We start from the raw sequence: 21,475 nt of genomic DNA, 5'->3' as shown, positions 1-21,475 counted from the left end.
TCAAACGCCGCATCAACCGAATAATCCCCAGTGGCCGGCAGTTGGTCATCGGGGTCCCGTTCATCTGGCTGTTCCTGTTCTTCATGTTGCCGTTCTTCATCGTTTTGAAGATCAGCTTCGCCGAAGCCGATGTGGCGATTCCGCCGTACACCGAGATCTACACCTTCGTTGAGCAGAAGCTGCAACTGCTGCTGAACCTGGGCAACTACGCGATGCTGGCGGGCGACGAGTTGTACATTGCCGCCTACCTCGGCTCGTTGAAGATGGCGCTGATCAGCACCGTCCTCTGCCTGTTGATCGGCTACCCGATGGCCTACGCCATCGCCACCGCCCGTAAAGAGATGCAAACGGTGCTGGTGCTGCTGATCATGATGCCGACCTGGACGGCGATCCTGATCCGCGTTTACGCGTGGATGGGCATCCTCAGCAACAACGGCCTGCTCAATGGTTTCCTGATGAGCATGGGTTTTATCGACGAGCCGCTGCAGATCCTCAACACCAACCTTGCGGTGTACATCGGTGTTGTCTATTCGTACCTGCCGTTCATGATCCTGCCGCTGTACGCCAACCTGGTGAAGCACGATCACAGCCTGCTGGAAGCCGCTTCCGACCTCGGTTCGAGCACCTTCAACAGCTTCTGGAAAATCACCATTCCGCTGTCCAAGAACGGGATTATTGCCGGCTGCATGCTGGTGTTCATTCCGGTAGTGGGCGAGTTCGTGATCCCGGAACTGCTCGGCGGCCCGGAAACCCTGATGATCGGTAAAGTGCTCTGGCAAGAGTTCTTCAACAACCGTGACTGGCCGGTGGCGTCCGCGCTGGCGGTGGTGATGCTGGCGATCCTGATTGTGCCGATCATTCTGTTCAACCGCAGTCAGGCCAAGGAAATGGAGGGTAAAGAATGAAGCGCATCCGTTTCTCCAGCCTGATGCTGGTCGTGGGTTTGTTGTTCATCTACCTGCCGATGCTGATCCTCGTGATCTACTCGTTCAACGCCTCGAAACTGGTGACGGTGTGGGGCGGCTGGTCGATCAAGTGGTACGTCGGCCTGCTCGACAACACGCAACTGATGGGCTCGGTGGTGCGCTCGCTGGAAATCGCCTGCTACACGGCGGTGGCAGCGGTGGCACTGGGTACGCTGGCGGCATTCGTGCTGACCCGTATCACTCACTTCAAGGGCCGCACGCTGTTCGGCGGCCTGGTGACCGCGCCGTTGGTCATGCCCGAAGTGATCACCGGTCTGTCGCTGTTGCTGCTGTTCGTGGCCATGGCGCAGATGATCGGCTGGCCGCAGGAACGCGGCATTGTCACCATCTGGATCGCGCATACGACGTTCTGTGCGGCGTACGTGGCGGTGGTGGTGTCGGCGCGTCTGCGTGAGCTCGACCTGTCGATCGAAGAAGCGGCGATGGACCTTGGCGCGCGTCCGTGGAAGGTGTTCTTCCTGATCACCATCCCGATGATCGCGCCATCGCTGGCGGCGGGCGGCATGATGTCCTTCGCCCTGTCGCTGGACGACCTGGTACTGGCGAGCTTCGTCTCGGGCCCGGGTTCGACGACGTTGCCGATGGAAGTGTTCTCGGCGGTGCGTCTGGGCGTGAAGCCCGAGATCAACGCCGTGGCGAGTCTGATTCTGCTGGCGGTATCGATCGTGACGTTCCTTGTCTGGTTCTTCAGCCGCCGTGCCGAAGAAGCGCGCAAGAAAGCCATCCAGCAAGCCATCGAAGAAAGCGCTGCCGATTCGTGGAAGCAACCGGACGTCCGCCGCGCGCCTGCGCCGGAAGCGGCCTAACAGCAAAAGATCGCAGCCTGCGGCAGCTCCTACAGGGAACACATTCCAATGTAGGAGCTGCCGCAGGCTGCGATCTTTTGATCTTGCCCTCAGTTCACCCAAGGGGAATTGCGGATGACGTCGACGAAGTTCATCGGTTTGAACCCTGGCACCTGATCCTTCAGCACATCGGTCTTCACGTTGCCAAACGTGGTCTGCGGACGATGGCGCAAGCCGTCGGCGAACGCGCAGATGATGCATTCCTTGAAACCTTCCCCACGTGGATGCGCATGCACCACCGCTTCGCGCTGCACGGTGCTGAACGCTGCGTAATCCATGCCCAGCACGTCCATCTCGACACCCGCCGTCACCAGTGCCACGGTCGGGCGCAAGTGTTTCGGCACGCCCGGCGTGGTGTGCAGGGCGATCGATAACCAGACTTGTTCGATGTCGTCATCGCTCAAACCGTACGGCTTAAGAAACGCCGCCGCCGCGTTGGCGCCGTCCACTTCAAAACGCTCGTCAGCGCTGCGATGACCTTCGACCAGACCGAGGTCGTGGAACATTGCGCCGACATAGAGCAGCTCTGGATCGTAGGCCAGTTGCTGGCGTTCACCGCTCAGCGCGCCGAACAGAAATACCCGGCGCGAGTGGTGGTAAAGCAGATCGGATTCGATGTCGCGGATGTACTCGGTGGTGGCGCGGGCGAGGGCGCAGTCGGGGATTTTGATGCCGGCGATGGTCGTGCTCATGGTGCTTTCCTTTCTGAAAGCGCCGTCGTGGCGCTGATGGGGAAAGTCTGTTCCCGACGCTGCAAGCGAACAATCGGCGCATGGCTGCGATCCTTGCCAATCCACCTGCAAATCGTGCCAAGCTAAAAGATCGCAGCCTTCGGCAGCTCCTACATGAGAAAGCGGACTCCTGTAGGAGCTGCCGAAGGCTGCGATCTTTTGCTCTTGAAAGGGAATCCACAGCCATGAACAAAACCGTCGCCATCGTGGTGTTCGCAGGTGTGCAGTCGCTCGACGTCACCGGCCCCATGGATGTGTTCGCCGAGGCTAACCGTTTCCTCGCGCCGGAAGATCACTATCGGCTGGAAGTGATCGGTCTGGAAAAAACACCAATGGCCTGTTCTAACGGCTTGATCCTCAACGCCCATCGCCATTTCAGCGAAGCGCTGGACGCCTATGACCTGCTGCTGGTCGCCGGCGGGCCGCAACTGCCGTTCATGGATTTCGGTGCGACGTTCGACACCTGGCTGCGTGAGGCCTGTGCCCGCGCTCAGCGTTTCGGCTCGATCTGCAACGGCGCTTTCATGCTCGCCCGCGCCGGGTTGCTGGAAGGGCGCACCGTGACCACGCACTGGAACGATGCCGAAGCCTTGGCGCAGTTGTGTCCATCGACGCAGGTGGACGCCGATCGTTTGTACGTCGAGGACGGCACGCTCTACACCTCGGCCGGGGTGACGGCGGGGATTGATCTGTCGCTGTATTTACTGGCGCGTGATCACGGTGCTGAAGTGGCGCTCAGTGTGGCGAAGCGGCTGGTGGTGTTCACTCAGCGCTCGGGCGGTCAGTCGCAGTTCAGCCCGTTTCTGACACCGCACGCGGAGCCGACGTCGGCGGTGGCGATGGTGCAGTTGTATGTGCTGGCCAATCTGACGGGTGATCTGACCATTGCCGATCTGGCCAACGCGGCGAACATGAGCGCGCGTAATTTCTCCCGGGTGTTTGCCCGGGAAGCGAAGGTGACGCCGGCGGAGTTTGTCGAGCGGGCGCGGGTGGATGCGGCGCGGGTGATGCTGGAGAGCACGGCGGCGCCGTTGAAGACGGTGGCGTATCAGTGCGGGTTTCGCGATGCGCAGCATATGCGCGGGGTGTTCAATCGACGGTTGGGCGTGACGCCGCAGCAGTTTCGGCTGAATTTTGCGCTGATGGTTTGAGGTTGTGTGGTGCTCTTCAGTGCCTCATCGCGAGCAGGCTCACTCCTACAATTAACCGCGTTCTTTCAGAAGAAATGCGATCAATTGTAGGAGTGAGCCTGCTCGCGATAGGGCCAGCCCAGCAAATCGAGAACTACTGCGCAGCCCGCTTCGGCAACAGCTTCAACGTATTGTGCGTATTCGCCGTCACCTCTTCCTCGCTGAAATGCGCCTGCACATAAATCCCATCAACATATGCCTCAGCCTGATCGTCATAGTGGCTATCAAACGGCACACCACTCTGCCCAACCGGGTTAATCGTCAGCCCATGCGCCGGATCCGCAAAATCCACCAAGCGCCGCGTCGACGGCCCATACGTCACTGGCCACGGCGCCGGGCCGATCTTCGCCGAAAGATTATTCGGCACCTCATGACTGCCCGGCGCCGCAAACGGCCCGACGTTGAAAATCCGATCCAGCGGCTTCTGCTGCCCCAACGGATGGCCATGCGTCAGCGTGTGCGCCGCGCCCCATTTCCACTCGGCAGTGTTGTCGCCGAGGGTCAGCTTCAAGTGCTGCATGCTCGCCTGCCACGCCGTGCGCACAACATCAGCGCGAGTCTCTTTGGCCGGCGTGTTGCGGTTATCCCACCACGGCGAATCAGCGTTCGCCGCCAGTCGTGGCAGCGCCGAATCGATCACCCGCGTCGACAACAGCGTGTCGAAAAAATCATTGCCCAATTCATCACGCATCGCCGCATCGGCGAGGTCGTAGAGGAACTGGCTAAACACCGTCGCACTCACCGAATCCAGCGGATAGTCACCCGGCCACTGCGCCAGTTGCTCGACCAGTTTCAGCTGCGCTGGATCGCTCACCACTTCACGCAGCACCGGCAGCAAAGGCGCCAACACGCGCGGGCCGTAACCGGTCGCGGTGCCGAGTTGCAGTTTCTGATTGGCCTCGTTGGTCCACTTGGTGTTCTTGTCGCTAAGCTGGCGATTGAGTTGCTGACCACGGTCGGCGAGGTTGTAGTAACCGGGAATCTCCATGCCGGTCGGCGACAGCGGCTGGAAGTTGGCCGAGACGATGTAGCCGCGTGCCGGGTTCTCTTCCTGCGGGTTGGCGCTGAACGGGTAGAAACCGTCCTTGTCGGCCTGATTGCTGCTGCCGTCGAGAATGAATTCCGGCCTTACCCCGGCCGGGCGCTTGGGCAGCAATGCCGAAGCCCACCAGGCGATGTCACCCTTGGCGTTGGCGTAAACCAGGTTCAGCCCCGGCGCCTGCACTTTTGCGGCAGCCGCGCGGGCCTTGGCCAACGTGTCGGCACGGTTGAGCTGATAGAAACCTTCGAGGATCGGGTTCGGTGTTTCGAGGAACGCCCACCACATCGCAATCGGCGTCTTGCCCGCTGCAGTGCCGAGTGCGTCGTTGACGATCGGGCCGTGGGGCGATTGGCGCAGGATGAGGGTCACCGGCGATTGGCCCTTCACATTGATCTGCTGTTCGCTGACGACCATGTCCGTCCACTGGCCGCGATACCAGACCTGATTGGCATTGTCCGGATTGACCTTCTCGGCGATCAGATCCAGATCGTCGTTCTGAAACATGGTCAGGCTCCAGCCGAAATCGAGGTTGTGCCCCAGAAACGCAAACGGCACCAGCGCCTGATGATGGCCGTACAGCTCAAAACCCGGCGCCGACAATTGCGCCTCGTACCACACCGACGGCACCGAGAAACGAATGTGCGGGTCTCCGGCCAGCAGCGGTTTGCCGCTCTGGCTGCGGCTGCCGGCAATCACCCAGGCGTTGCTGCCTTCGAACTGCGGCAAGCCGTTGTCGATCAGCGCTTGTTCGCTGAGACGGGCGAGTGCGTTGAGGTCTTTCCAGTCACCGGCGGCGAGGGTCGGCGTCGATGTGCTGTGGCCTTTGGCGAGCACGCCTTTGGGCTGCCAGTCGAGATCGAAGACGTTGAGGTAGTCAGCGCCGAGTTGATCGCGCACGTAGGTCAACAGCGGCTCGGTACGAAACGCGGCGGCAAAGCTGTAAGCCATGTAACCGGCGACGCTGATGCTGTCCTCAGCAGTGAACGGCCGTTTCGGGATGCCCAGCACGTCGAACTCGATCGGCGCGGCGTGGGTGTCCTGGTACTGGTTGATGCCATCCAAATAGGCTTGCAGGGCCTTCCACGACGGCGACTGTTTATCGAGGCTGGCGACATAACTGGCAGCGCGCTCACGGATGCGCAGGCTGCGGAACAGCTTGTCGGTATCGAGCAGTTTTGGCCCGAGCACCTCGGCCAGTTCGCCACGGGCGAGGCGGCGCATGGCTTCCATCTGGAACAGACGATCTTGCGCATGCACATAACCGAGAGCGCGGTAGAGGTCAGTTTCGTTTTCGGCGCGGATGTGCGGCACGCCGCGCTCGTCGTAGCGCACGGTCACCGAACCCTGCAGGTTGCGCAGTTCGACCTGACCCTGTCGCGTCGGTTGTTTGCTGTAGACATACCAGCCGGCGCCGGCGAGCAGAACAACGATGAGCAGGGCCAGTACGGTGAACACGCGCTTCATGGTGACTCCTTGTGCTTGCGGGATTGCCGCCCGTCGGGCTGCAAACAATTAGCACAGTCCATCTGTGCCGTGCAGTGCTGTCCTCGAAAAGTCCGGAATGCCTTACTGCGCTTCCACCGGCCACGGGCAATAACAGCCGACCGCCAAAGTGTGCGTGGCATTCACCGGGCGATCGTCGGTCAGCGCGTTGAGGATTGGTTCGATAAAACTGTTGCTGGAGTTGCAGGTCAGGCCTTCGCTGTACGGGCCGAAGTACGCCAGTTTGCCGCTGCGATCCCAGATCGCCACGGCCGGGCTGGCGGGCACTTGCTCGGAGCCGGGCAAGATCGTGAGGGTTTTCAAGCTGCTGAGCGTGGCGGGCAACTGGCCGTGGCTGCCGGCTCTTTGCACAGCAAAGAACTCGACGCCCTTGGCGCTGAATTGCTCGACCATCTCGGTCAGGTGCTGTTGATTGCCGACGTTGCACGGGCAGGCCGGATCCCAGAAATGCACCAGCCGAATCGGCCCGGGCCCGGCGAGATCATCGGGCAGGCGCAGCGGATCACCGGAAAACACCGCGGTGTGTTCGCTGAACGCGCGCAGGTAACGACCCTGAAACCAGTCGTACGCCGCCCACAGCACCCCGGCACAAATAAGCGCGAGCAGGCTGGCAAACAGTGCGGTGCGGTAGGGCGAACGCATGGTTTTCGATCCCAAAGAGGTGGGCTAGCTTGCCATGCTTGCCGCGACAGATGAATATCGCAGGCCGATAAAGTCTGTTTACCGTTTTGGAATCTTTGCATGCCTGCCACTTTCGACCCCGATCAAATACGCGCCAGCCTCAAGCCGTTGGCTGAGTGGCAGCCGTTGTCGGAGGAGGCCAAGGCGTATCAGCGCTTCTATCAGACTGACTTTCCCGAGCGCGATTTGTGGTGTGGGATGGGCCGTTTCGAAGTCGATGGCTACGAACTGGTCAGCCATTGCTGGTGGCCGGAGAAGGTCAAGGCGACGCTGTTTCTGTTGCACGGTTTTTACGATCACGTCGGGCTCTATCGGCATGTGATCGAGTGGGCGCTGGATCAGGATTTTGCCGTGATCGCCTGCGACTTGCCGGGCCATGGTCTGTCGAGCGGGCCGCGCGCGAGCATCCGCGACTTCTCCGAATATCAGGACACCCTGCAAGCGTTGTTCGCCGAAGCGCGTTCGATTGCACTGCCTGAGCCGTGGCATTTGTGCGGGCAGAGTACCGGCGGCGCGATTGTGGTTGATCATTTGCTCAACCATGGCGAGAGCAGTCCGGCGCAAGGCCAGGTGATTTTGTTGTCGCCGCTGGTGCGACCTCGGGCGTGGGGTTGGTCGCAGCTGAGTTATTACGTGCTGAGGCCGTTTGTTCGAGGCATCGCGCGGCGCTTCAGCGAGAACTCGAATGACCCGGAATTTCTGCCGTTTCTGCTGAAGGATCCGTTGCAGCCAAAACGCTTGCCGACGGCGTGGGTCGGGGCGTTGTCACGCTGGATCGTGCGGGTTGAACACGCGAAAAAAAGTCCGCGACGGCCGCTGATCATTCAGGGGCAGGCGGACATGACGGTGGACTGGCAGCACAATTTGCAGGTGTTGAAGTGGAAGTTTGATCGGCCGCAGATTCTGCTGCTGGCGGAGGCGCGGCATCATCTGGCGAATGAGACGGTGGAGATGCGAGAGGAGTATTTCGAGTTTCTGAGCAAGCGGATCAGGGGGCGGAATCTTTAGAGCAAAATCAAAAGATCGCAGCCTTCGGCAGCTCCTACATGGATCGGTGTAGGAGCTGCCGAAGGCTGCGATCTTTCAGGGTTGGCCAACCGCCAACCCCGCCCGAATCGCCGCCAGCGCCGCCTGATAATAAGCCTTGCCCTCAGCCGATTCGGCAAACGTCGCAAACTCTTCCAGCTCTTCATCCGACAAGTCGCGATAAACGTAAAGCAGCGTGTTGTTCATGTCCGCGCCAATCTGATCCATCAGGCGCTGACGCTGACCGTTCAACATGCTCTGCGCCTGACCACCGCCAAGCAATCCCGGAATCATCGAACTCAAACTGTCTGCCGCGACGCCGGCAATCGCCAGGCTCACTTCGGCGCCCGCTTCACGCGCGGGCAAGGCTTGAGCGAGGTGGCCGATGATCAGCAGACGGCTGTCGCTGACCTGCATCTTCGGCAGGCCTTTGGCGTTTTTCGCCAGTTGATCGCGGCGGGTCGCGAGCAATTCGGCGGCGACGATTTTTTTGCCCAGTGGTGATTGAAAGAAGGTCAGCGCCGGTTTCGGGTCGGCGAGGTTCTGCCGCAGTTGCGCTTCGGCGCGTTGATCCACGGCCTGCGGGGCAAAGCGCTGATTGCTGTTGTTCAGCAGCGCTTGAAACACGGCGGGCGGCAGGCTGTTTTGATAGCGCTGCTGGGCGGCCGTCAGGGCGTCGTTGAAATGCGCGCGTTGTTCTGGCCAGCCGGCGACCTTGTACAGCTGATCGTGGCCGTCCGCCCAGGCGGGCAAAACACAGAACATCAACAGTGAAAAAAGCAAACGGCGCATAGGGACTCCTGTCAGCAGCGGACTATTCTCCGTGCGGTGCCGTTACTTGTCGAGAATTCGTATCAAGCCGCTGCGTGGCTCTGTCGGATTTTTCGCCGGCGGCATACTATGCGCGCCATGCAAATATCCTCTGAACACCCGCTGCTGTTACGCATTGTCGACGACCTGGCCGATCACGGCTGGTCGCAGCAGAACATTTTCCTGCCCGCCGGTTTGACCCGCGAGTTGGCGGCCGAGTGCCGTAAACGCGAGGCCGAAGGTGAACTGGCGCCGGCAGCGGTTGGCCGTGGGCCGTTTTCAGAGATTCGCGAGGGGATTCGTGGCGACCATATCCAGTGGATCGACCCCGGCCAGGCCGAGTCCAGTGACCGTTACCTGAATCTGATGGAGAGCCTGCGCGAGGCGCTCAATCGTGGCTTGTTCCTTGGCCTTGAAGATTTTGAATGCCATTTCGCCCTGTATCCGCCCGGTGCGTTTTATCGCCGGCACGTCGACCGTTTTCGCGACGATGACAAGCGCATGGTCTCGGTGGTGGTCTACCTCAATGACGCCTGGCTGCCGGAGGACGGTGGTCAGTTGCGCATGTACCTGAACGACGAGCGCGTGCACGACGTGCAACCTACCGGCGGTTGTCTGGTGGTGTTTCTCTCCGGCGAAGTGCCGCACGAAGTGCTGCCGGCGAACCGTGAACGTCTGTCGCTGACCGGCTGGTTCCGCCGCCGTGGCAACGAGCCGTTCTGATGGAAAAGATTCTGGTCAGCCGCTGCCTGTTGGGTCATCGCGTGCGTTACGACGGTGGCGCGAGCGGGCCGTTTGATTTGCTCGAGCAGTGGATTGCCGAAGGGCGCGTGGTGCCGTTGTGTCCGGAAGTGGCGGGCGGTTTGCCGACGCCACGGGCGGCAGCGGAGATTCCCGGAGGGCAGGGCGCTGAGGTGCTGGATGGAACTGCTGCGGTGATCACCACCGAGGGTGAGGACGTCAGTGCGCAGTTTCTCGACGGTGCGCGGCAGGCGCTGGCGTTGGTGCAGAAACACGGCATCCGCGTGGCAGTGCTGAAAGCCAACAGTCCATCCTGTGGCAACCTGCTGACTTATGACGGGACGTTCAGTGGCGTGAAAGTCACCGGCGAAGGCGTAACCGCTGCACTGCTCAAGCGCCATGGCGTGCAAATCTTCAGCGAGCTCGAACTCCCGCAAGCCGCAGAAGCCCTGACCCAACTCGATCACCTGTAGGAGCTGCGGCACGCTGCGATCTTTTGATCTTTTTGATCTTTCGAATCAACATCAAAAGATCGCAGCGTGCCGCAGCTCCTACAGGTTTCACTTGGGTTCAGTGAGCCACTTCTCGGACAGCGCCGCCAAGCGTCCATCCGCCCTGATCCGCTGCATCGCGCTCTCAAGGCTGGCGTGAAACGCCGGGTTACCCTTCTGAAACGGAATCGCCAATTCCACCGGCGCGCTCGCCTTCGGTTTGGCATCCGTCAACGCCTGCACCAGCACCATCGGTTGCGGCTGCGCCGGCTCATCCTTCTTCGCCAGCATCTGCGCCTCGACCTTGCCATAAGGCTCTACGTCGAAACGATCCTTGAGTTCGGCGGTCAGTGCTATGTGGTTGAGCGCAACGTCGTATTTGCCGCTTTCAACGCCCTGGTACAGGTCGGCTTCGTCGGTGACGATGAAGTCGGCGCGCACATCCAGCTCGTTGGCGAGCATTTGCCCCAGCTCGACCTCGAACCCCGTGAGTTTGTCGCCATCGTCCTTGTAATTGAAGGGCGGTGTATTAGCCTCAAGGGCTATGCGCAGCTCACCGCGATCATTGACGTCATCTATAAGTTCGGCGTGAGCCAACGGGCTCAGAAGGGGTAGCAGGCAGATCAGGCCAGGCAGAAAACGCATGGTCACTCCTTTGAAATCATTATCGCGATGCTCTGATTCAGGCTCGCTTTGCTATGGTTGTCGAGTGCCTTCGACAACGAATGGTCATGAAGTTGTCATGACCGTGCGGATTTTACGGAAAAACTGGAGAAGAAAATGAAAAGCTTTATGTCACGTGCAGCATTGGCCGGTGTGCTGATGGGTGTTTCGGTGCTGGCCAGTGCTGCCACCCCTGCGCCAAAAGGTGCCGAAGTGTTCATCGTTTCTCCCGAGGACGGAGCCACGGTTTCCCAGCAGTTCAAGGTCAAGTTCGGTACCAAGGACGTCGCGCTGGCACCGGCCGGTGACGTCACCGCCAACACCGGTCACCACCATCTGCTGATCGACGCCAAGGAAATCGTTCCGGCCGGCGCTGTGGTGCCGACTGACGCCAACCACATGCACTTCGGCAAGGCGCAGACCTTTGCTGAAATCAAACTGGCCCCGGGCAAGCACACCTTGCAACTGGAGCTGGGTGACAAGAATCACATGGCGTTCGACCCGCCAATCGTCTCGAAGAAAATCACCATTAACGTCGAATAAAAAAAGGGAGCCCTTTCGGGGCTCCCTTTTTTTATCAGCGGCGAGTTGCGAGCTACGAGCTTCAAGCAAAAGCTAAGCGAACATCACTTGTCGCTTGTCGCTCGCGGCTTGTAGCTGTTCTCAGAAAAGAACGCGGCTACGGATAGTGCCGTTGATGTGCTGCAGCTTCTCTTGCGCCAGATCCGAGTACTCGGCGTCGACGTCGATCACCACGTAGCCAACCTTCTCGTTGGTCTGCAGGAACTGACCGGAGATGTTGATGCCGTTTTCGGCGAAGACCTTGTTGATCTCGCTCATCACACCCGGAATGTTCTCGTGGATGTGCAGCAGGCGGTGCTTGCCAGGGTGAGCCGGCAGGGCCACTTCCGGGAAGTTGACCGACGAAACCGAAGTACCGTTGTCGCTGTACTTGACCAGTTTCTCTGCCACTTCCAGACCGATGTTCGCTTGCGCTTCGGCGGTCGAACCACCGATGTGCGGGGTCAGGATCACGTTGTCGAGGCCACGCAGCGGGCTTTCGAACTCTTCGTCGTTGGAGCGTGGCTCCACCGGGAACACGTCGATGGCCGCGCCGATCAGGTGCTTGTCCTTGATCGCGTCCGCCAGGGCGTCCAGCTCGACCACGGTACCGCGCGCCGCGTTGATCAGGATGCCGCCCTTCTTGATGGCGCGGATTTCCTTCTCGCCGATCATCCACTGGGTCGCAGCGGTTTCCGGAACGTGCAGGGTGACGATGTCGGACATGCCCAGCAGCTCGGTCAGGTTACCGACCTGAGTGGCGTTGCCCAGCGGCAGCTTGGTCACGGTGTCGTAGAAATACACCTGCATGCCCAGGCCTTCAGCCAGAACCGACAACTGAGTACCGATCGAGCCGTAGCCGACGATGCCCAGTTTCTTGCCACGGATCTCGAAGGAGTTGGCTGCGGATTTGATCCAGCCGCCACGGTGGCAAGAAGCGTTTTTCTCCGGGATGCCGCGCAGCAGCAGGATCGCTTCGGCCAGCACCAGCTCGGCAACGGAGCGGGTGTTGGAGTACGGCGCGTTGAACACGGCAATACCGCGCTCGCGGGCAGCACTCAGGTCAACCTGGTTGGTGCCGATGCAGAAACAGCCGACCGCTACCAGCTTCTTCGCGTGATCGAAGATCTCTTCGGTCAGTTGCGTGCGCGAACGAATGCCGATGAAGTGAGCGTCAGCAATCTTTTCCTTGAGCTGGGCTTCCGGCAGAGAACCGGTGAGGTACTCAATGCTGGTGTAGCCCGCCGCCTTGAGGACGTCGACAGCCGATTGGTGGACGCCTTCGAGAAGAAGGAACTTGATCTTGCTCTTATCGAGAGAAGTCTTGCTCATCTGCGTAAACCTGTATCCCGGAGAAAAATGGCAGGAAATGGTCAACAGACGCTGACCCGGACGACAAGAATGTCGTCTCCGCGGATCTGGCCTTAGGCACTGTCCTGCGGGGTCGATATGCTAGCATAGCCTCCCCGCTAAACACTCATTCCTGCGACGTGAAGCGTTCTCAGGATGACCATGAATTGTTCGAGAGTTCTGTCGATGACCAATCCTGCCCTGATTGATGAACTGAAGACCCTGGTTGAGCCTGGCAAAGTCCTCACCGACGCCGACTCCCTGAATGCGTACGGCAAGGATTGGACCAAGCACTTCGCCCCGGCGCCGAGCGCTATCGTGTTTCCCAAGACCATTGAACAGGTGCAGGCGGTTGTCCGTTGGGCCAATCAACACAAGGTCGCGCTGGTGCCGTCGGGCGGGCGCACCGGGCTTTCCGCCGCTGCGGTGGCGGCGAATGGCGAAGTGGTCGTCTCGTTCGATTACATGAATCAGATTCTCGACGTGAACCTCACTGACCGCACCGCCGTTTGTCAGCCGGGCGTGGTCACCGAGCATTTGCAGAACGTCGCCGAAGAAAAAGGCCTGTATTACCCGGTCGACTTCGCCTCGGCTGGTTCCAGTCAGATTGGCGGCAACATCGGCACCAATGCCGGCGGGATCAAAGTGATTCGCTACGGCATGACCCGCAACTGGGTGGCTGGCATGAAAGTCGTCACCGGCAAGGGCGATGTGCTGGAACTGAACAAAGACCTGATCAAGAACGCCACCGGTTACGACCTGCGCCAGCTGTTCATCGGCGCTGAAGGCACGCTGGGTTTCGTCGTCGAAGCGACCATGCGCCTCGATCGCGCGCCGAAAAACCTCACCGCGATGGTCCTTGGCACCGCCGATTTCGACTCGATCATGCCGGTGCTGCACGCCTTTCAGGGCAAGCTCGACCTGACCGCGTTCGAATTCTTCTCCGACAAAGCCCTGGCCAAAGTCATGGGCCGTGGCGACGTACCGGCGCCGTTCGAAACCGATTGCCCGTTCTACGCGTTGCTGGAATTCGAAGCGACCACTGAAGAAGTGGCCAACAGCGCATTGGAAACCTTCGAGCACTGCGTCGAGCAGGGCTGGGTGCTGGACGGGGTGATGAGCCAGAGCGAAACCCAACTGCAAAACCTGTGGAAGCTGCGCGAGTACATCTCCGAAACCATCTCGCACTGGACGCCGTACAAAAACGACATCTCGGTCACCGTGTCGAAAGTGCCGGCATTTCTGCAGGAAATCGACGCGATCGTCGGCGAACACTATCCCGACTTCGAAATCGTCTGGTTCGGCCATATCGGCGACGGCAACCTGCATTTGAACATCCTCAAGCCGGATAACCTCAGCAAGGACGAGTTCTTCGCCAAGTGCGCGACCGTCAACAAGTGGGTGTTCGAAACCGTCGAGAAGTACAACGGTTCGATCTCCGCCGAGCACGGCGTCGGCATGACCAAACGTGATTACTTGACCTACAGCCGCTCGCCGGTTGAGATCGAGTACATGAAAGCGGTAAAAGCGGTGTTCGACCCGAACGGCATCATGAACCCGGGCAAGATCTTCGCGGTTTGATCTGTAATCTTTGATGAATCAATGAAGGCAGGAGTCGGTAAATGAGCTATCAGCACCAGTACGTCGACGGCACGCGCATCCACTTCCCGATCGGGAAAGTCGTGTGCATTGGCCGTAATTACGCCGAACACGCCAAGGAACTGGACAACCCGGTGCCTACCGAGCCGTTGCTGTTCATCAAGCCGGGCAGTTGCGTGGTTGAGCTGGAAGGCGGTTTCGCCATTCCGACCGAGCGCGGTTCGGTGCACTACGAAGCGGAAATCGCCGTGTTGATCGGCAAGCCGTTGTCGACCAAGCCGAGCCGTGAAGAAGTGCTGGATGCGATTTCCGGTTTCGCCCCGGCGCTGGATCTGACCCTGCGCGACAAGCAGGCCGAGCTGAAAGCCAAGGGTCTGCCGTGGGAAATCGCCAAGTCGTTCGACGGCGCGGCAGTAATCGCTCCGTTCGTGGTCGGCAGCACCTTCGCTGACCTGACCGACATCGGCATTCGCCTGACCATCAACGGCGAAGTCCGCCAGGACGGCAACAGCAGTGCGATGCTCAACCCGATCGTGCCGATGATCCAGCACATGGCCGGCTGCTTCTCGCTGCAGGCCGGTGACGTGATCCTGACTGGCACGCCAGTGGGCGTCGGCCCGCTGAATGTGGGCGACGACATCGTCCTGGAACTGGTCGGCGCGAGCAGCTTTAACAGCAGCGTTCGCTAACCGCAAAAGATCGCAGCCTGCGGCAGCTCCTACACCGATCCCTGTAGGAGCTGCCGCAGGCTGCGATCTTTTGATCTTTTGATCTTTGATCTTACGTCTTCGCATACCGCAATCCCGCCATTTGCCGTTTTTTTCACATCCTGTCTGGATAATTCCGGAAAATCTGGCGTCTGAGCCGGCCTCTTTGTGCTATTACCCATAGCCTGAATTTTCGGAACGCGTCCCTCGATGTCATCTCAAACTCAGCTCAAATCCGCCCGCCGTTCACGTTTTGCCCTGCGTTGGTATTCCTGGCTGGCGCTGGCCCTTGCTGCCGCCTATGGCCTGGCGTTCGCCATGCATTGGGATGACCGTGGCGTGCTCTGGGTGCTGGAGCGTTTCGAGAGCCCGACCGAGCAAAAGGAAAGCGTCTGGTTGCCCGACTACCACGCAGTGATAGACGCAAAGTTGCTGCCGGGCATGGAGAAAGACGAAGCCTCCGATCTGTCCTATAACCCGCAGACCAAAACCCTGTTTTCGGTAATGGGCAAAAATCCGTTCCTCGCCGAACTGAGCCTGCAAGGCGACGTGCTGCGCAAAATGCCGCTTAAGGGCTGGAGCAATCCGGAAGGCCTGACCGTGATGGAAAACGGCCTGATGGCCATCGTCGATGAGCGCGAGCACATACTCTCGATCGTCAAAGTCGACGCCGACACCCGCGAACTGAACATCGCCGACTTCCCCAAATACGACCTCGGCCCCTCGAAAGACCAGAACAAAGCCTTCGAAGCGATTGCCTGGGATCCGCGTAATCAGCAACTGTTGCTGGGCGAAGAACGGCCACCGGCGTTGTTCACCTGGAAAAGCGACGGCACCCAAACGCTGACGGGCGACAAGCAGAAACTCGCCAGCGATGAGCTGGACATCCGCAATCTCTCGGCGCTGGCGGTGGATCCGCGCACCGGCCACACACTGGTGCTGTCCGCTGATTCGCATCTATTGCTGGAGCTGGATGAGAAGGGCGATCAAGTCAGCTTCATGACTTTGCTCGGCGGCTTCAACGGCATCAAAAAAACCATCCCGCGCGCCGAAGGCGTAACCATGGACGAGGCGGGCACGCTGTACATGGTCAGTGAGCCGAACCTGTTCTACCGCTTCGAAAAACAGAAATAACGGCCTCCTCGAATCCTGTAGGAGCTGCCGAAGGTTCGGGCCGCGTTCGGACGATCTTTTGACTGTCGGACGCAGAGCGTCCCCGGCGGCATTCCCACGCAGAGCGTGGGAACGATCAATTTCAGACAAGTCTGGTTGTCCTCGGAGGCAAGTGGCCATTAAGCTTCAGTTCAGACGGGCGTGATATTTCATCCGCCTGTTTTGATTCCGAGCCCGCCCGAATGCGTCGACTTGTCCGTCCCAAACCTCTGGTCATCATCGTCTCGGTGATTGCGCTGATCGCGTTGATTGCGATCGGCCAATACCTGCGCCTGTTCGAGCGTGCCTGGTTCAACCTGCACACCCTATGGCAACCGCAAAGCACCGAATCCATTGGTCTGGATCAATACCGTGTGGAAATCGAAGCGCGGGTCATCGATGGTCTGGACGACGATGTGTCAGCGCTGACCTTCGATCCGGTGCGCAAAAGCCTGTTCACCGTGACCAACAAAAATGCCGAGCTGGTTGAGCTGTCGCTGGAAGGCAAGATCCTGCGGCGCATCTCGCTGATCGGCTTTGGCGATGCGGAGGCTGTCGAATTCATCAGCGCCGACACCTACGTGATCACCGACGAGCGTGAGCAGCGGCTGATCAAGATTCATCTGGAAGAAGGCACCACGTTCCTCGATGCGGCGGATGCCGAGCAGATGACCCTCGGCGTGCACATGAGCGGCAACAAGGGTTTTGAAGGTCTGGCTTACGACTCGGTGGGCAAGCGCTTGTTCGTGGCGAAAGAGCGCGACCCGATGCTGATCTACGAAGTGCATGGTTTTCCGCACTTCAACCCGGAAAAATCCTACGCGGTGCACGTGATCAACAACCCCAAGCGCGATGCCGGGATGTTTGTGCGTGATCTGTCGAGTTTGCAGTACGACGAACGCAGCGGCCATTTACTGGCACTGTCGGATGAGTCTCGGTTGATTCTGGAACTGGATGTCGATGGGCGGCCGTTGAGCACGATGTCCATCAGTGGTGGCCGGCAGGGTCTAAAGAAAACCGTGCCGCAGGCGGAAGGCATTGCGATGGACGACGATGGCACGCTGTACATGGTGAGCGAGCCGAACCTGTTTTACGTCTTCAAAAAACCTGCACAGCCCTAGCCAACACCACAAAACCCAATGTAGGAGTGAGCCTGCTCGCGATAGCGGAGTGTCAGTCAACATCGATATCAACTGACACACCGCTATCGCGAGCAGGCTCACTCCTACAAGGGAACTTCATTTGCCCATAAATAGTGGGCAGTTTGGCTTACTCAGCTTTAAGGGTTTTCACGCCCTCAGATGTACCCAGCAACAACAAATCCGCCGGACGTGCCGCGAACAAGCCGTTAGTCACCACGCCAACAATCGCATTGATCTGCGCTTCCAGCTCCACCGGGTTGGTGATCTGCAGGTTGAACACATCCAGAATGATGTTGCCGTTGTCGGTCAATACACCTTCGCGGTACACCGGGTCGCCGCCCAGTTTCACCAGTTGGCGGGCAACGTGGCTGCGGGCCATCGGAATTACTTCGACTGGCAGCGGAAATTCACCCAGCACTGGCACCAGTTTGCTGGCGTCGGCGATGCAGATGAAGGTCTTGGCCACGGCCGCGACAATCTTCTCGCGGGTCAGAGCTGCGCCGCCGCCCTTGATCAGGTTCAGGTGCGCGTCGCTTTCATCGGCGCCATCAACGTAGAACTCCAGATCGCTGACCGTGTTCAGCTCATACACCGGAATCCCGTGGCCCTTGAGGCGCGCGGCGGTGGCTTCGGAACTGGCGACCGCGCCATCGAACGCGCCCTTGTGCTGGGCCAGGGCGTCGATGAAGCAGTTGGCGGTGGAGCCGGTGCCGACCCCAACGATGCTCTTGTCGTCGAGTTTCGGAAGGATGAAGTCGACGGCGGCCTGAGCCACTGCCTGTTTGAGTTGATCCTGGGTCATGCGGGCTCCGGAAGCGGGCAAGGTGAGAACGGAAAGGCCGGCATTATAGGCCCCATGGCTGGGAAGGTCATTGTCCTATTGGCAGATCAAAAGATCGCAGCCTGCGGCAGCTCCTACAGGAATCGCATGCATTCTGTAGGAGCTGCCGCAGGCTGCGATCTTTTAAGGCGCGGCTAAAACCTCTGGATTCGTGTGGTCGCCCGGGCAAAAGCCGGGTTAGACTCCTTGGCCCTGCCCAACCCGCTCAGTGATGCTTTCCGATGCTCGAACAGTACGTCAAAAAGATCCTCACCTCGCGCGTTTATGACGTTGCCGTAGAAACCCCGCTGCAGAACGCTCGCCAGCTCTCCGAGCGGCTGGGCAATGACATTTGGCTCAAGCGCGAAGACTTGCAGCCGGTGTTCTCGTTCAAGATTCGCGGCGCCTACAACAAATTGACCCAACTGACCGAGGAAGAGCGCGCCCGTGGCGTGGTCACCGCGTCGGCGGGCAACCATGCGCAAGGTCTGGCCCTGGCGGCGAAAGTGCTGGGCGTAAAAGCCACTATCGTCATGCCCAAAACCACCCCCGAGATCAAGGTCGAAGGCGTGCGTTCGCGTGGCGGCAAAGTGGTACTGCACGGCGACTCGTTCCCGGAAGCGCTGGCCTACTCGCTGAAACTGGTCGATGAAAAAGGCTACGTCTACATTCACCCGTACGACGATCCGCACACCATCGCCGGGCAGGGCACCGTGGCGATGGAAATTCTGCGCCAGCACCCGCAGCCGCTGGACGCGATTTTTGTCCCGGTTGGTGGCGGCGGTCTGATCGCCGGTATCGCCGCGTACGTGAAATACCTGCGCCCGGACATCAAAGTCATCGGCGTCGAGCCGGACGACTCCAACTGCCTGCAGGCCGCGATGGCTGCCGGTGAGCGCGTCGTTCTGCCAACAGTGGGCATCTTTGCCGACGGCGTGGCGGTGGCGCAGATCGGCCAGCACACCTTCGACATCTGCAAAGACTACGTCGATGAAGTGATCACCGTCAGCACTGACGAGATCTGTGCGGCAATCAAGGATATCTACGACGATACCCGCTCGATCACCGAACCTGCCGGCGCCTTGGGCGTAGCCGGGATCAAGAAGTACGTCGAGCAACGTGGCGTCAGTGGCCAGACCTTCGTCGCCATCGACTCCGGCGCCAACGTCAACTTCGACCGCTTGCGCCACGTCGCCGAGCGCGCTGAACTGGGTGAAGGCCGCGAAGCGATCATCGCCGTGACCATCCCCGAGAAGGCCGGCAGCTTCAAAAACTTCTGCGAAGCCATCGGCAAGCGCCAGATCACCGAATTCAACTACCGCTACAACACCGGCAGCGAAGCGCACATTTTCGTTGGCGTGCAGACCCACCCGGAAAACGATCCGCGCAGCGCACTGCTGGCGAGCCTGACCGAGCAAGGTTTCCCGGTCACTGATCTGACCGACAACGAACTGGCCAAGCTGCACATCCGCCACATGGTCGGCGGGCACGCGGCGCACGTCATTGATGAAGTGGTGTTCCGCTTCGAATTCCCGGAGCGTCCTGGTGCGCTGTTCAACTTCCTTAATAAGCTTGGCGGGCGCTGGAATATTTCGATGTTCCACTACCGCAACCACGGTGCCGCTGATGGCCGTGTGGTCGCCGGCCTGCAAGTGCCGCACGACGAGCGTCATCTGGTGCCGGCGGCGCTTGAGGAAATCGGCTACCCGTACTGGGATGAAAGCGAGAACCCGGCCTATCAGCTGTTTCTCGGCTGAGCGGCTACGCTGATGGGCAAGCAATAAGGAATTTTGACAATGGAAACGTTAACGGCCCTGAAGATGGCTCACGTGGTCGCCACCGTGGTATTGCTGGCGAGTGCGCTGGGTCTGGCGATCTGGGTGTTTCTCGCAAAGCGCAAAGGTGATGCGACGGCGGGCAGCCGCACGTTGCAACGGCCACGGGTGTTTGTCTGGCTGCTGATGGGCCTGGCGCTGCTGAGCATGCCGTTTACCGGCTGGTGGATGGTGCATCTGGTGGGCTGGCCGCTGGGGCAGACGTGGATTCTGGCGTCGAGCGTGCTGTACACCGTGGCGGCGCTGGCGTGGTTGTGGTTGCTGGTGCGGTTGAACCGGTTGCGCAAGGCGCCGGGCGGGGTGGGCAAGTTCAGCTTTGCTTTGGCGTTGTTCAGTTTCGTGTGTTTTGTCGCGATTGCCGGGTTGATGGGCGCAAAACCTGTTTAAGGCTTCACACCGTGTTGACCCGATCGCGAGCAGGCTCACTCCTACAGTTGACCGCGTTCCAACGTTGAAACTCGGTCAACTGTAGGAGTGAGCCTGCTCGCGATGGCGATATCAGCCGCGCAACGAAATCACCGGCCAGCCACGCTTCTCGGCCTCAGCCCGCAGATTCGGATCCGGATCAACAGCCACCGGATTCGCCACCTGCTCCAGCAACGGCAAATCATTCATCGAATCGCTATAGAAATAGCTGTCGTCCAACGAATACCCGGTCTCTTCCAGCCAACGATTCAGGCGCGTCACCTTGCCTTCACGGAAGCACGGAATATCCGTGCTGCGCCCGCTGTAACGGCCATCAACCATTTCGCATTCAGTGGCAATCAGGGTTTCAACGCCCAGACGCACAGCAATCGGCGCGGTGACGAAACGGTTGGTCGCAGTAATGATCACCAGCTTATCGCCAGCATCACGGTGCTTTTTCAGCAGTTCCAGCGCCTGCGGCAGCACGATCGGTTCGATGCAGTCGCGCATGTAATCGTTGTGCCATTGCTCGAGCACGGCCATTTCGGTGCGGCCGAGGATCTCCAGGCAGAAGTTCAGGTACGCGGCGTTATCCAGTTTGCCGGCCAGGTAATCCTGATAGAACTCGTCGTTGCGCGCTTTGTACGCAATCGGGTCGAGGAAGCCGCGTTCACACAGATAGTCGCCCCAGGCGTGATCGCTGTCGCCGCCCAGAAGGGTGTTGTCCAAATCGAATAGAGCCAGGCGCATTGCAGTTACCCGCTGATAAGTCTGTAAAAAGGCGACAAGAATACGGTCTTTTCACAAGAGTGCACATAAGGTAGGAAGCTTCGTTGCCGCCTCATCAACCTTTGTGGAACAATGCGGCGACATGCGTTTGCGAGGTTGTGCCCGTGATCGACCCCGATGGTTTCCGCCCCAATGTCGGGATCATTCTGACGAATGACGCCGGCCAGGTGCTATGGGCTCGCCGTATCAATCAAGATGCCTGGCAGTTTCCGCAAGGGGGAATCAACCCTGAAGAGACGCCGGAAGACGCCTTGTACCGCGAGCTGAACGAAGAAGTTGGCCTGGAACGTGAAGATGTTGAAATACTGGCCTGTACCCGGGGCTGGTTGCGCTATCGTTTGCCGCAACGTCTGGTGCGTACCCACAGCCAACCGCTGTGCATCGGCCAGAAACCGACATGGTTTCT

Annotated in this window: 22 protein-coding genes; 14 read left to right on the top strand and 8 right to left on the bottom strand. The window is 59.6% G+C overall.

What is annotated here, in order from left to right; translation table 11 throughout:
* Positions 1-23: 23 nt before the first annotated feature.
* Complete coding sequence (locus tag ACIP66_RS24515) at positions 24-905, top strand: ABC transporter permease subunit (RefSeq protein WP_172680169.1); 882 nt, start codon at positions 24-26, stop codon at positions 903-905.
* Positions 902-1,792 carry an ABC transporter permease subunit gene (locus ACIP66_RS24510; RefSeq protein WP_400651556.1) on the top strand — a complete coding sequence of 297 codons (891 nt, stop codon included), beginning with the start codon at positions 902-904 and terminating at the stop codon, positions 1,790-1,792. The genes ACIP66_RS24515 and ACIP66_RS24510 overlap by 4 nt, the downstream gene beginning before the upstream one ends.
* A gap of 89 nt (positions 1,793-1,881) precedes the next feature.
* Here the strand turns inward: ACIP66_RS24510 and ACIP66_RS24505 are convergent, their stop codons facing one another.
* Positions 1,882-2,523, bottom strand: a complete 642-nt coding sequence (locus tag ACIP66_RS24505) for an HD domain-containing protein (protein WP_400651553.1) — start codon at positions 2,521-2,523, stop codon at positions 1,882-1,884.
* Positions 2,524-2,747: 224 nt separating this feature from the next.
* Between ACIP66_RS24505 and ACIP66_RS24500 the strand changes: the two genes are divergently transcribed.
* A complete protein-coding gene (locus ACIP66_RS24500) occupies positions 2,748-3,713 on the top strand; it encodes a GlxA family transcriptional regulator (protein ID WP_400651550.1) in 966 nt (321 codons plus the stop codon).
* A 133-nt stretch (positions 3,714-3,846) separates the two neighbouring features.
* Here ACIP66_RS24500 and ACIP66_RS24495 read toward each other — a convergent pair whose 3' ends face one another.
* Both ACIP66_RS24495 and ACIP66_RS24490 read right to left on the bottom strand, forming a co-directional pair.
* Complete coding sequence (locus tag ACIP66_RS24495) at positions 3,847-6,258, bottom strand: penicillin acylase family protein (RefSeq protein ID WP_400651547.1); 2,412 nt, start codon at positions 6,256-6,258, stop codon at positions 3,847-3,849.
* Between the two features lie 102 nt (positions 6,259-6,360).
* Positions 6,361-6,939 (bottom strand): DUF6436 domain-containing protein, encoded by a 579-nt coding sequence (locus ACIP66_RS24490; protein WP_053124820.1) that lies wholly within the window; start codon positions 6,937-6,939, stop codon positions 6,361-6,363.
* Positions 6,940-7,038: 99 nt separating this feature from the next.
* On the opposite strand from ACIP66_RS24490, the gene ACIP66_RS24485 reads away from it, so the two are divergent.
* Positions 7,039-7,986 carry an alpha/beta hydrolase gene (locus ACIP66_RS24485; protein WP_400651545.1) on the top strand — a complete coding sequence of 316 codons (948 nt, stop codon included), beginning with the start codon at positions 7,039-7,041 and terminating at the stop codon, positions 7,984-7,986.
* A 75-nt stretch (positions 7,987-8,061) separates the two neighbouring features.
* Here ACIP66_RS24485 and ACIP66_RS24480 read toward each other — a convergent pair whose 3' ends face one another.
* Positions 8,062-8,796, bottom strand: a complete 735-nt coding sequence (locus ACIP66_RS24480; RefSeq protein WP_400651543.1) for a DUF2059 domain-containing protein — start codon at positions 8,794-8,796, stop codon at positions 8,062-8,064.
* 108 nt (positions 8,797-8,904) lie between these two features.
* On the opposite strand from ACIP66_RS24480, the gene ACIP66_RS24475 reads away from it, so the two are divergent.
* Both ACIP66_RS24475 and ACIP66_RS24470 read left to right on the top strand, forming a co-directional pair.
* Positions 8,905-9,537 carry a 2OG-Fe(II) oxygenase gene (locus ACIP66_RS24475; protein ID WP_159811918.1) on the top strand — a complete coding sequence of 211 codons (633 nt, stop codon included), beginning with the start codon at positions 8,905-8,907 and terminating at the stop codon, positions 9,535-9,537.
* The gene (locus ACIP66_RS24470; protein WP_400651540.1) at positions 9,537-10,028 is read left to right on the top strand and encodes a DUF523 domain-containing protein; all 492 of its coding nucleotides are present in this window, start codon (positions 9,537-9,539) and stop codon (positions 10,026-10,028) included. The genes ACIP66_RS24475 and ACIP66_RS24470 overlap by 1 nt, the downstream gene beginning before the upstream one ends.
* A gap of 87 nt (positions 10,029-10,115) precedes the next feature.
* On the opposite strand, the gene ACIP66_RS24465 is transcribed toward ACIP66_RS24470, so the two are convergent.
* A complete protein-coding gene (locus ACIP66_RS24465; protein ID WP_400651539.1) occupies positions 10,116-10,691 on the bottom strand; it encodes a transporter substrate-binding domain-containing protein in 576 nt (191 codons plus the stop codon).
* A 135-nt stretch (positions 10,692-10,826) separates the two neighbouring features.
* On the opposite strand from ACIP66_RS24465, the gene ACIP66_RS24460 reads away from it, so the two are divergent.
* The gene (locus ACIP66_RS24460) at positions 10,827-11,252 is read left to right on the top strand and encodes a DUF4399 domain-containing protein (RefSeq protein WP_053124809.1); all 426 of its coding nucleotides are present in this window, start codon (positions 10,827-10,829) and stop codon (positions 11,250-11,252) included.
* A 120-nt stretch (positions 11,253-11,372) separates the two neighbouring features.
* On the opposite strand, the gene serA is transcribed toward ACIP66_RS24460, so the two are convergent.
* The gene (gene serA / locus ACIP66_RS24455) at positions 11,373-12,602 is read right to left on the bottom strand and encodes a phosphoglycerate dehydrogenase (RefSeq protein WP_053124806.1); all 1,230 of its coding nucleotides are present in this window, start codon (positions 12,600-12,602) and stop codon (positions 11,373-11,375) included.
* 204 nt (positions 12,603-12,806) lie between these two features.
* On the opposite strand from serA, the gene ACIP66_RS24450 reads away from it, so the two are divergent.
* The 4 genes from ACIP66_RS24450 (at position 12,807) to ACIP66_RS24435 (ending at position 17,199) form a co-directional block, all read left to right on the top strand.
* On the top strand, positions 12,807-14,201 hold the full coding sequence (locus ACIP66_RS24450; protein ID WP_400651537.1) for an FAD-binding oxidoreductase: 1,395 nt from the start codon (positions 12,807-12,809) through the stop codon (positions 14,199-14,201).
* Between the two features lie 41 nt (positions 14,202-14,242).
* Positions 14,243-14,908, top strand: coding sequence for a fumarylacetoacetate hydrolase family protein (locus ACIP66_RS24445; protein WP_053124802.1), 666 nt, complete (start codon positions 14,243-14,245; stop codon positions 14,906-14,908).
* Positions 14,909-15,136: 228 nt separating this feature from the next.
* Positions 15,137-16,060 carry an SdiA-regulated domain-containing protein gene (locus ACIP66_RS24440; RefSeq protein ID WP_400651534.1) on the top strand — a complete coding sequence of 308 codons (924 nt, stop codon included), beginning with the start codon at positions 15,137-15,139 and terminating at the stop codon, positions 16,058-16,060.
* A gap of 221 nt (positions 16,061-16,281) precedes the next feature.
* The gene (locus ACIP66_RS24435) at positions 16,282-17,199 is read left to right on the top strand and encodes an SdiA-regulated domain-containing protein (protein ID WP_400651531.1); all 918 of its coding nucleotides are present in this window, start codon (positions 16,282-16,284) and stop codon (positions 17,197-17,199) included.
* Between the two features lie 148 nt (positions 17,200-17,347).
* Here ACIP66_RS24435 and rpiA read toward each other — a convergent pair whose 3' ends face one another.
* Entirely contained in the window at positions 17,348-18,022 is a 675-nt protein-coding gene (rpiA, locus tag ACIP66_RS24430; RefSeq protein ID WP_007913886.1) for a ribose-5-phosphate isomerase RpiA, read from the bottom strand.
* Between the two features lie 260 nt (positions 18,023-18,282).
* On the opposite strand from rpiA, the gene ilvA reads away from it, so the two are divergent.
* Both ilvA and ACIP66_RS24420 read left to right on the top strand, forming a co-directional pair.
* Entirely contained in the window at positions 18,283-19,797 is a 1,515-nt protein-coding gene (ilvA, locus tag ACIP66_RS24425; protein WP_212545109.1) for a threonine ammonia-lyase, biosynthetic, read from the top strand.
* A gap of 39 nt (positions 19,798-19,836) precedes the next feature.
* Positions 19,837-20,262, top strand: coding sequence for a DUF2269 domain-containing protein (locus ACIP66_RS24420; RefSeq protein WP_159811913.1), 426 nt, complete (start codon positions 19,837-19,839; stop codon positions 20,260-20,262).
* Positions 20,263-20,373: 111 nt separating this feature from the next.
* Here the strand turns inward: ACIP66_RS24420 and ACIP66_RS24415 are convergent, their stop codons facing one another.
* Entirely contained in the window at positions 20,374-21,030 is a 657-nt protein-coding gene (locus ACIP66_RS24415; RefSeq protein ID WP_400651529.1) for an HAD family hydrolase, read from the bottom strand.
* A 143-nt stretch (positions 21,031-21,173) separates the two neighbouring features.
* Between ACIP66_RS24415 and ACIP66_RS24410 the strand changes: the two genes are divergently transcribed.
* Positions 21,174-21,475, top strand: a 302-nt coding sequence (locus tag ACIP66_RS24410) for an RNA pyrophosphohydrolase (protein ID WP_400651526.1), incomplete at its 3' end; no start/stop codon positions are given.

The organism is Pseudomonas sp. NPDC088429, from assembly GCF_044753305.1.
Lineage (GTDB): Bacteria > Pseudomonadota > Gammaproteobacteria > Pseudomonadales > Pseudomonadaceae > Aquipseudomonas > Aquipseudomonas rustica.
The sequence above is the reverse complement of the archived record's forward strand: the minus strand, read 5'-3'. Positions and strand labels throughout refer to the sequence as shown.